The 9,287-nt window shown below is 70.2% G+C and carries 10 protein-coding genes; 8 read left to right on the forward strand and 2 right to left on the reverse strand.

Translation table 11 applies throughout. From position 1 onward, the window contains the following. Together ACFVJS_RS23295 and ACFVJS_RS23300 are read right to left on the reverse strand one after the other, a co-directional pair. On the reverse strand, nucleotides 1–548 hold a 548-nt coding region (locus tag ACFVJS_RS23295), incomplete at its 3' end, for a biotin/lipoyl-containing protein (protein ID WP_378885504.1). Nucleotides 549–775: 227 nt separating this feature from the next. Then, entirely contained in the window at nucleotides 776–2,332 is a 1,557-nt protein-coding gene (locus tag ACFVJS_RS23300; RefSeq protein ID WP_378885505.1) for a leucyl aminopeptidase, read from the reverse strand. A gap of 79 nt (nucleotides 2,333–2,411) precedes the next feature. Here ACFVJS_RS23300 and gcvT point away from each other — a divergent pair, with 79 nt between their 5' ends. From gcvT to ACFVJS_RS23340, 8 genes are all read left to right on the forward strand, one after another. Next, a complete protein-coding gene (gene gcvT / locus ACFVJS_RS23305; RefSeq protein WP_378885506.1) occupies nucleotides 2,412–3,554 on the forward strand; it encodes a glycine cleavage system aminomethyltransferase GcvT in 1,143 nt (380 codons plus the stop codon). After that, entirely contained in the window at nucleotides 3,554–3,811 is a 258-nt protein-coding gene (locus ACFVJS_RS23310) for a hypothetical protein (RefSeq protein WP_008357346.1), read from the forward strand. Before gcvT ends, ACFVJS_RS23310 begins: the two co-directional genes overlap by 1 nt. Nucleotides 3,812–3,840: 29 nt before the next feature. After that, nucleotides 3,841–4,671, forward strand: coding sequence for a PhzF family phenazine biosynthesis protein (locus ACFVJS_RS23315; RefSeq protein ID WP_378885508.1), 831 nt, complete (start codon nucleotides 3,841–3,843; stop codon nucleotides 4,669–4,671). Between the two features lie 14 nt (nucleotides 4,672–4,685). Beyond that, nucleotides 4,686–5,480 (forward strand): thymidylate synthase, encoded by a 795-nt coding sequence (locus tag ACFVJS_RS23320; protein ID WP_378885510.1) that lies wholly within the window; start codon nucleotides 4,686–4,688, stop codon nucleotides 5,478–5,480. A 22-nt stretch (nucleotides 5,481–5,502) separates the two neighbouring features. Continuing rightward, nucleotides 5,503–5,973, forward strand: coding sequence for a dihydrofolate reductase (locus ACFVJS_RS23325; protein WP_378885512.1), 471 nt, complete (start codon nucleotides 5,503–5,505; stop codon nucleotides 5,971–5,973). Nucleotides 5,974–6,011: 38 nt separating this feature from the next. Next, nucleotides 6,012–6,950 (forward strand): LLM class F420-dependent oxidoreductase, encoded by a 939-nt coding sequence (locus ACFVJS_RS23330; RefSeq protein WP_378885513.1) that lies wholly within the window; start codon nucleotides 6,012–6,014, stop codon nucleotides 6,948–6,950. A gap of 16 nt (nucleotides 6,951–6,966) precedes the next feature. After that, nucleotides 6,967–7,854, forward strand: coding sequence for a 4-hydroxy-tetrahydrodipicolinate synthase (gene dapA, locus ACFVJS_RS23335; RefSeq protein ID WP_378885515.1), 888 nt, complete (start codon nucleotides 6,967–6,969; stop codon nucleotides 7,852–7,854). 11 nt (nucleotides 7,855–7,865) lie between these two features. After that, nucleotides 7,866–9,287 (forward strand): ribonuclease J (locus ACFVJS_RS23340; RefSeq protein WP_378885517.1); only part of this gene is annotated, 1,422 nt, incomplete at its 3' end.

The following is a 9,287-nucleotide window of genomic DNA, read 5'->3' on the forward strand; positions in this document are numbered from 1 at the left end:
TCGACCTTGTCGGTGGAGACCTCCAGCAGGGCCTCGTCGACCGCAACGGTGTCGCCGACCTGCTTGAGCCAGCGGGTGACGGTGCCCTCGGTGACCGACTCGCCCAGGGCAGGGAGCTCGACCTCGGTGGCGTTGCCGCCGGCGGCGGGCGCGGCGGCAGCAGGAGCCGCGGGCGCGGCCGGCGCCTCGGGCTCGGCCGGAGCGGCAGGTGCGGCGGGAGCCTCGGGCTCGGCGGCCGGGGCAGGAGCCTCGGCCTCGGCAGGCTCGGCGGCGGGGGCTGCAGGCTCAGCCGGAGCGGAGCCGGCCTCGTCGGCGGCGCCGATGACGGCCAGCAGACCACCGACCTCGACGGTGTCGTCCTCGGCGGCCTTGATCTCGAGCACGGTGCCCGCGACCGGGGAGGGAATCTCGGTGTCGACCTTGTCGGTGGAGACCTCCAGCAGGGCCTCGTCGACCGCAACGGTGTCGCCGACCTGCTTGAGCCAGCGGGTGACGGTGCCCTCGGTGACGGACTCGCCGAGTGCCGGGAGAGTTACTTCGGTGGCCATGGGTTCCTTCGTTCTACGTCTGTTCGTTGCTCTACTTGTATGTCCGGAAACGCGCGCCGTCACCACCGGGCCGAAGGCTCGGCGAGGAGACTCTGTGAGAAGAGAGGCGCATCGGTCTGGGCCGACACCTGCCCGACGCACGCATGATGCCGCCAGAAGTGCGGCCAAGGGCGTCGATCACGGGCCCATCTTGTCACTACCCCCGCAGCGCTGTGTCAACCGGACCACTACTGATCGGTAGCCATCTCGCGTACGTAGTCCACCAGTGTTGCCACCGCCACACCCGTGCCTCCGGGAGTCAGATGGCCCGAGGCGCCCCCGCTGTTGAAGGAGGGCCCGGCGATGTCGAGATGGGCCCACGGGAGGCCGCCGGTGAACTCGCGCAGGAACGCCGCCGCGTACAGGCCACCGCCCCAGCGGATCCAGTCGTGCTGGTTGAGGTCGGCCACCTTGGAGGAACGGATTCGCTCGTCCATCCATTCCGGGATGGGCATGGGCCACATCTGCTCGCCGGCGACCTCGGCGGCGGCGAGGATGCGCTCGACGACCTCCTCGGAGCCGAGCACACCGCTGACCCGGTCGCCCAGGGCCATCACCATGTGGCCGGTGAGCGTGGCCACGTCGATGATCACGTCGGGGGAGACCTCCGTCGCCCGCACCAGCGCGTCGGCGAGGATCAGCCGTCCCTCGGCGTCCATGTTGGAGACCTCGACGGTCGTGCCGCCGTAGTGGGTGACGACGTCGCCGGGGCGGTAGGAGGAGCCGGAGACCATGTTCTCGGCCATCGGTACGAACGCGGAGACCTTCACCGGAAGCCCGAGCCGCGCGATCGCGAAGGTCGCCTGGGCGACGGCGGCAGCACCGGCCATGTCGGACTTCATCGTGGACATCGAGCTGCCGGGCTTGATGGTGAGGCCGCCGGAGTCGAAGGTGATGCCCTTGCCGACCAGCGCGATGTGGCCGCGGGCGCCGTCGGGGGAGTAGGTCAGCTCGACCAGGCGAGGCTTGGCCTCCGAGCCCATGCCCACGGCGAGGATCCCGCCGCAGCCGAGCTCGGCGAGCTGCCTCTCGTCGTAGACGGTCGTCTCGACGCCGTCGACCAGGCCGGCCACGTGCTCGATGGCGTCGGCGAACGCCGGGGGAGTCAGATCGGCGGGCGGCACGTTGACCCACTCGCGGGCGCCGGCGATCGCCTGGGCGAGGATCTGCGCCTCCTCGAAGGCGGTGACCGCGTCCGTACGTCGCGCGATCCCGCTCAGGAACGCCACGTCGCTCGGTCCCTTGCTGTCCTCACCGGACTTGCCACCGCCCGACTTGCCACCGCCCGACTTGCCACCGCCCGACTTGTAGGCGGTGTAGGTGTAGCCGCCGAGCAGGTAGCCCTCGGTGACGGCGCGAACGAGCTCGGGGGTGTCGGCGGGGAGGGCCACCGCGACCGAGGTCGCGTTGGGCACCGAGCGGGCGGCGGCGCCGGCGGCGCGGCGTACGGCATCGGCCGAGTAGGTGCCGTCGGAGTCGGCCTTGCCGAGGCCGACCAGCACCAGGAGCTGGGCGCCGATCTCCTGGCCCGCGGGCAGGCGGGTGACCTCGCCGGCCTTGCCGGTGACGCCCACCGTCGCGAGCATCCCACGCCAACGGCGGCCGTAGGCGGCCTTGACGTCCTCGGCACCCGCGGTGACCTCGACGTCCTTCGTGCCCTGCCCGACGCCGACGACGACAGCCTCGGCGCGGGTCTTGGCGGGAGAGGCGGTGCGCAGCGTGTAGGTGATGTCAGGCAGGGTCACGCCGTGCAGTCTAGGTGTGGCACGCCGGAGGAGGGGCCACGGACCGGGCTGTGTCGATCAGGTGCGATAGGTTCGCAGCATGGCTGATGAGACCTCCACGGGGGGCGGGTCGGAGCTGCTCCAGTCCCCTCTGCACGAAAAGCACCAGGAGCTCGGTGCGAAGTTCGGTGAGTTCGGCGGCTGGTCGATGCCGCTGGAATACGCCGGCGTCGTCAAGGAGCACACTGCGGTGCGTGAGGCCGTCGGCGTCTTCGACGTCAGCCACCTGGGCAAGGTCATGATCAGCGGGCCGGGTGCGGCCGACTTCGTGAACGCGTCCTTCACCAACGACCTCAACCGGATCAAGCCCGGCAAGGCCCAGTACACGCTGTGCTGCGACGAGGAGACCGGTGGCATCGTCGACGACCTGATCGCCTACTACCGCGACGACGAGCACGTCCTGATCGTCCCCAACGCCGCCAACACCCCCGAGGTGGTGCGCCGGCTCGAGGCCGCCGCGCCCGAGGGCGTCTCCCTCACCGACCACCACCGCGACTACGCGGTGCTCGCCGTCCAGGGCCCGAAGTCCGACGGGCTGCTCGAGGCGGTCGGGCTGCCGGCCGGCCACGAATACATGTCGTTCGTGGAGGCGGCCGCCCCCGACGTACTCGGTGACGAGATCGGCGTGGTCGTGTGCCGGTCGGGCTACTCCGGCGAGCGCGGCTACGAGCTGATCGTCGCCAACGAGGCCGCCGGCGCGCTCTGGGACGCGCTGCTGTCTCGCGGCGAGGCGCTCGGCGTCCTGCCGTGCGGCCTCGGCGCCCGCGACACCCTCCGCACGGAGATGGGATACCCGCTCCACGGCCAGGACATCACCCTCGACGTCACTCCCAACGAGGCCGGGCTCGGCTGGGCCGTCGGCTGGAAGAAGGACGCCTTCTGGGGCCGTGACAAGCTCCTCGCCGAGAAGGAAGCCGGCCCGAAGCGCGCCCTGCGCGGCATCGTCGCCGTCGGCCGCGGCATCCCGCGGCCGCACATGTCGGCCTCGCTGACCGCCGACGTTCCGGTCGGCGAGGTCACCTCCGGCACCTTCTCGCCCACGCTGAAGAAGGGCATCGGTCTGGTGCTCGTCTCGACCACGGTCAACCCCGAGGCCGAGATCGGCATCGACGTACGCGGCCGCCGCGAGATCTTCCAGCTCACCAAGCCGCCGTTCGTCGCCTCGCACGTGAGGGAGGGTTGATGAGCATCCCGGACGTTCCTTCGGTGTTCAAGCAGCCGACGGCCGCGGAGCGGCCGTGGTGGTGGCAGCTCGTCGACGCCTCGGGTGCCGAGGTGGCGGTCGACGGGGAGCTCGCCGGGCAGCGCTTCGCCAACCAGAGCGACGCCGAGTCGTGGGTGGGCGAGGTCTGGCAGGACCTCCTCGACGCGGGAGTGGCCGCGGTGGTGCTGTTCGAGCACGACCGCCAGGTCTACGGCCCGATGAAGCTGACCGCCTGACACGGAGCTCCACCGATAGGGTCGGGCGCGTGAGTGCCTACGAGTTCCGCCAGGTCGACGTCTTCACCAACGAGCCGCTGCTGGGCAACCCGGTCGCCGTCGTGCACGGCGCCGATGACCTCAGCGACGAGCAGATGGCCGCGTTCGCGCGGTGGACCAACCTGTCCGAGACCACGTTCCTGATGGCCCCCACGGACCCGGTGGCCGACTACCGGCTGCGGATCTTCACGGTCAGCGGTGAGCTGCCGTTCGCGGGCCACCCGACGCTCGGGTCGGCGCACGCCTGGCTGGAGGCGGGCGGGACGCCCCAGGGCGCGAGCCTGGTGCAGGAGTGCGGCGTCGGGCTCGTCGAGCTGCGTCGTGACGAGCGGATCGCCTTCGCTGCGCCCGAGCTGCGCCGGGGCGGCGAGGTCGACGAGGAGACCCTGGGCGCCATCGCGAAGGGTCTGCAGATCGAGCGGGCCGACATCCAGGACGCACGCTGGTGCGACAACGGGCCGGGCTGGGTCGGCGTGATGCTGGCCGACGCCGAGGCCGTCCTGGCCGTCACCCCCGACCACGCCGTCCTCGGTGACCACAAGGTCGGTCTGGTCGGGCGCTACCCCGAGGGCAGCGAGTGCGCGGTCGAGGTCAGGGCGTTCTACCCGGCCGACGGCGTCGCCTTCGAGGACCCGGTGACGGGGTCGCTCAACGCCGCGCTGGGGCAGTGGCTTGCCGGGTCGCAGCTCCCCGATGCGTACGTCTCGTCCCAGGGGACCGTCATGAAGCGGAGGGGACGGGTCTACGTCGAGCGGACGCCGGACCAGGTGTGGGTGGGCGGAGACACACTGACCACCATCCGCGGGACCGTCGAGCTCTGACCTAGGCTGGGGCCGTGCAGTCCTACCTTGATCTCCTGACCCGCATCCTCGACGAGGGCGTGGAGAAGTCCGACCGCACCGGGACGGGCACGATCAGCGTCTTCGGTCACCAGACCCGCTACGACCTGGCCGAGGGCTTCCCGCTGCTGACCACGAAGAAGGTCCACACCCGGTCCGTCTTCGGCGAGCTGCTGTGGTTCCTGCGCGGCGACACCAACGTGCGCTGGCTCCAGGAGCGTGGCATCACGATCTGGGACGAGTGGGCCGACGAGAACGGCGACCTGGGCCCGGTCTACGGCTACCAGTGGCGCTCCTGGCCCACGCCCGACGGCCGTCACGTCGACCAGATCGCCCGGATCATCGACCAGATCAAGCAGGACCCCGACAGCCGCCGTCACGTCGTCACCGCCTGGAACCCGGCCGACATCGACGACATGGCCCTGCCGCCGTGCCACACGTTGTGCCAGTTCTACGTCGCCGACGGCAAGCTGAGCCTGCAGCTCTACCAGCGCTCCGCCGACGTGTTCCTCGGCGTGCCGTTCAACATCGCCTCCTACGCCCTGCTCACCCACATGGTCGCCCACGTGACCGGCCTCGAGGCGGGTGAGTTCGTGCACACGCTCGGCGACGCCCACCTCTACAGCAACCACATCGAGCAGGCCCGCCTCCAGCTGACCCGCGAGCCGCGCCCGCTGCCGAGGCTGCGCCTCAACCCCGACGTCAAGGACATCGACGCCTTCGAGCTCGACGACATCACGGTGGAGGGTTACGACCCTCACCCCGCCATCAAGGCTCCCGTTGCCGTCTGAGGCCAGTCGTAAGGCCGGCTCGGTGCGCGTCGTCATGGTCGCCGCCGTCGCCGAGAACGGCGTGATCGGCAACGGCCCCGACATCCCCTGGAAGATCCCCGGCGAGCAGGCCGAGTTCAAGGCGATCACGATGGGCCACACGCTCGTCATGGGCCGCACCACCTTCGAGTCCATCGGCCGCCCTCTCCCGGGCCGTACGACGGTCGTCCTGACCCGTGATCAGAGCTGGGCGTACGACGGTGTCCTGGTCGCCCACGACATCGAGTCCGCGCTCGTCATGGCCGCAGCGCAGCAGGGTGACACGGTCATCGCCGGGGGAGCGCAGGTCTATGCGGCTGCCCTGCCGTACGCCACCGAGCAGGTCATCACCCGGGTCCACCTGACCCCGGAGGGCGACGTCCTCTACCCGTCCTTCGACGAGGCGGAGTGGGTCGAGACCAGGCGCGAGCAACACGAGGCGTACGACCGGGTGTTCCTCACCCGTGCTCCCTGACGCGCGAGTAGCCTCGTCGTCCCTCTAAGGTGAACGGCATGGAGCTGCGCATCTTCACCGAGCCCCAGCAGGGGGCGTCCTACGCCGACATCCTCGCCGTCGCCCAGAAGGCCGAGGAGCTCGGGTTCGGAGCGTTCTTCCGCTCCGACCACTACCTGAAGATGGGATCGGTCGACGGGCTGCCCGGGCCGAGCGACGCGTGGACGACGCTCGCCGGCCTGGCGCGCGACACGAGCACGATCCGGCTCGGCACGCTGGTCACCTCCGCCACCTTCCGGCTCCCGGGCGTCCTGGCCATCCAGGCCGCCAACGTCGACGACATGTCCGACGGCCGGGTCGAGCTCGGGCTGGGCGCGGGCTGGTTCGAGGAGGAGCACGCGGCGTACGGGATCCCGTTCCCGGCGCTGGGGGAGCGGTTCGACCGGCTCGAGGAGCAGCTCGAGATCATCACCGGCCTGTGGGCGACCGAGCCGGGAGAGACCTTCAGCTTCGAGGGGAAGCACTACACGATCACGGAGAGCCCGGGGCTGCCCAAGCCGGTGCAGACCCGCGGTCACGCCGGCTCGATCCCGGTGATCGTGGGCGGCGGCGGCAAGAGGCGCACGCCGACGCTGGCCGCGACCTTCGCCGACGAGTTCAACGCCGCGTTCGTCTCGGTCGAGGAGTCCCAGGCGCTCTTCGAGAACGTCGGGCGCTTCGTCGAGGCGGCCGGCCGCGACGACTCGATCATCTATTCGGCCGCCCAGGTTCTCTGCGTCGGCCGCGACGAGGACGAGATCGCGCGCCGTGCGGCCGCGATCGGCCGTGAGCCTGCCGAGCTGCGCGAGAACGGCCTGGCCGGGACCCCCGACGAGGTGGTCGCCAAGATCAAGCGCTTCGAGGACGCCGGGGCCAGCCGGCTCTACCTCCAGGTGCTCGATCTGAGCGACCTGGACCATCTCGCCATGGTGGCCGAGGAGGTCATGCAGCGCGTCTGACGATAGTCTGTACGCCATGACTGATGCTCCTTTCGGCACCGTGCTCTCAGCACTCGTCACGATCTTCAACGACGACGGCTCGGTCGACCTGGAGCAGACCCAGAAAGTGGCCAGGCACCTGGTCGAGCACGGCCACGACGGCATCGTCGTCTCTGGTACGACCGGCGAGTCGCCGACCACCACCCCGGCCGAGGACGGCGAGATCCTGGCGGCCGTCAAGGATGCCGTCGGCGACCGCGCCAAGGTCGTGGCGGGCATCGGCACCAACGACACCCGCACCACCCTCGAGCTCGCCAAGCAGGCTGCGTCGATCGGCGCCGACGGCCTGCTGCTGGTGACGCCCTACTACAACAAGCCGGGTGAGCGCGGCATCCGCGAGCACTTCCGCACCGTCGCCGCCGCCACCGACACCCCCGTCATCCTCTACGACGTCCCCGGCCGCACCGGCTCGCCGATCACCCTCGACACCTACCGCGAGGCGATCACCTGGGACACCGTCGTCGCGGTCAAGGAGGCCGCCGGCGACTTCCCGCGCGGCACCCGGCTGCTCGACATGGGCTACTCGATCTACTCCGGTGACGACGCGCTCACCCTCGCCTGGCTGGCGCACGGCGCCGTCGGCGTGATCAGCGTCGCCGCCCACGTGCTCGGCGACCAGACGCGGACGATGATCGACGCCTTCGCGGCGAGCGACATCGAGACCGCCCGCAAGACCTATGCGCGGATGCTCCCCGCGATCGACGCCATCATGGGCGTCCCGAACTACGGAGCCACCACTGCCAAGGCCGCTCTCGAGCTGACCGGCGTGATCGACAACCGCAACGTACGAGGGCCGCTGGTGGCGCTCGACGACGACGAGGTCGAGGCGCTGCGAGCCGGGCTGGAGGCCTCTGGCCTTCTCTAGAAGGAATGCCTTTGTCTCACCCACACCCGGAGCTGACCGAACCCGGCAAGCTCCCCAAGGGCGGCTTGCGGGTCACCCCTCTCGGCGGTCTCGGCGAGGTCGGCCGCAACATGACCGTCTTCGAGTACGACGGCCGGCTGTTGATCGTCGACTGCGGCGTGCTCTTCCCCGAGGAGCAGCAGCCCGGCGTCGACCTGATCCTGCCCGACTTCGGGCCGATCCGTGATCGGCTCGGCGACGTCGAGGCGCTGGTCCTGACCCATGGTCACGAGGACCACATCGGCGCGACTCCCTACCTGCTGCGCGAGCGCCAGGACATCCCGCTGGTCGGCTCCGAGCTGACCTTGGCCCTGCTCGGCTCCAAGCTGCGCGAGCACCGTCTGCGCGAGACCGTCCAGCACAAGGTACGCGAGGGCGACACGATCACGTTCGGGCCGTTCGAGCTCGAGTTCGTCGCCGTGAACCACTCCATCCCGGACGCACTCGCAGTCGCGATCCGCACCGGCGCCGGGCTGGTCCTGCACACCGGCGACTTCAAGATGGACCAACTGCCGCTGGACGGTCGGATCACCGACCTGCGTGCGTTCGCGCGCCTCGGTGAGGAGGGCGTGGACCTGTTCCTCACCGACTCCACCAACGCCGAGGTCCCAGGCTTCACGACCGCCGAGAAGAAGATCGCGCCCGCGATCGAGCAGGTCTTCCGCGAGTCCGACCAGCGCATCATCGTGGCCTGCTTCGCCTCCCACGTGCACCGTGTCCAGCAGGTGCTGGACAGCGCCGTCGCGCACGGGCGCAAGGTGGCGTACGTCGGTCGATCGATGGTCCGCAACATGCAGATCGCCGCCGACCTGGGCTACCTGCACGTGCCCGAGGACGTCATCGTCGACGCCAAGGAGCTCGCCGACCTGCCGCCGGAGAAGGTCGTCATGGTCTCGACCGGCTCCCAGGGCGAGCCGATGTCGGCGCTGTCCCGCATCGCCAACGGCACCCACAACTTCGTGCACATCGAGCCGGGCGACACCGTCCTCCTCGCCTCCTCGCTGATCCCCGGCAACGAGAACTCGGTCTACCGGGTGATCAACGGCCTCGCCCGCCTCGGCGCCAACGTCGTCCACAAGGGCAACGCACTGGTGCACGTGTCCGGCCACGCCAGCGCCGGCGAGCTGCTCTACTGCTACAACATCGTCCGCCCGCGCAACGTGATGCCCGTCCACGGCGAGGTGCGCCACCTGCTCGCCAACGGCGACCTGGCCCGCCAGACCGGCGTGGAGAGCGTCGTCTACGCCGAGGACGGCGTCGTCGTCGACCTCATCGACGGCAAGGCCGAGATCGCCGGCAAGGTCGAGTGCGGCTACGTCTTCGTCGACGGCACCACCGTCGGCGACGTCACCGAGTCCGAGCTCAAGGACCGACGCATCCTCTCCGAGGAGGGC

Source organism: Nocardioides sp. NPDC057772, from assembly GCF_042798075.1.
Taxonomy (GTDB): domain Bacteria; phylum Actinomycetota; class Actinomycetes; order Propionibacteriales; family Nocardioidaceae; genus Nocardioides.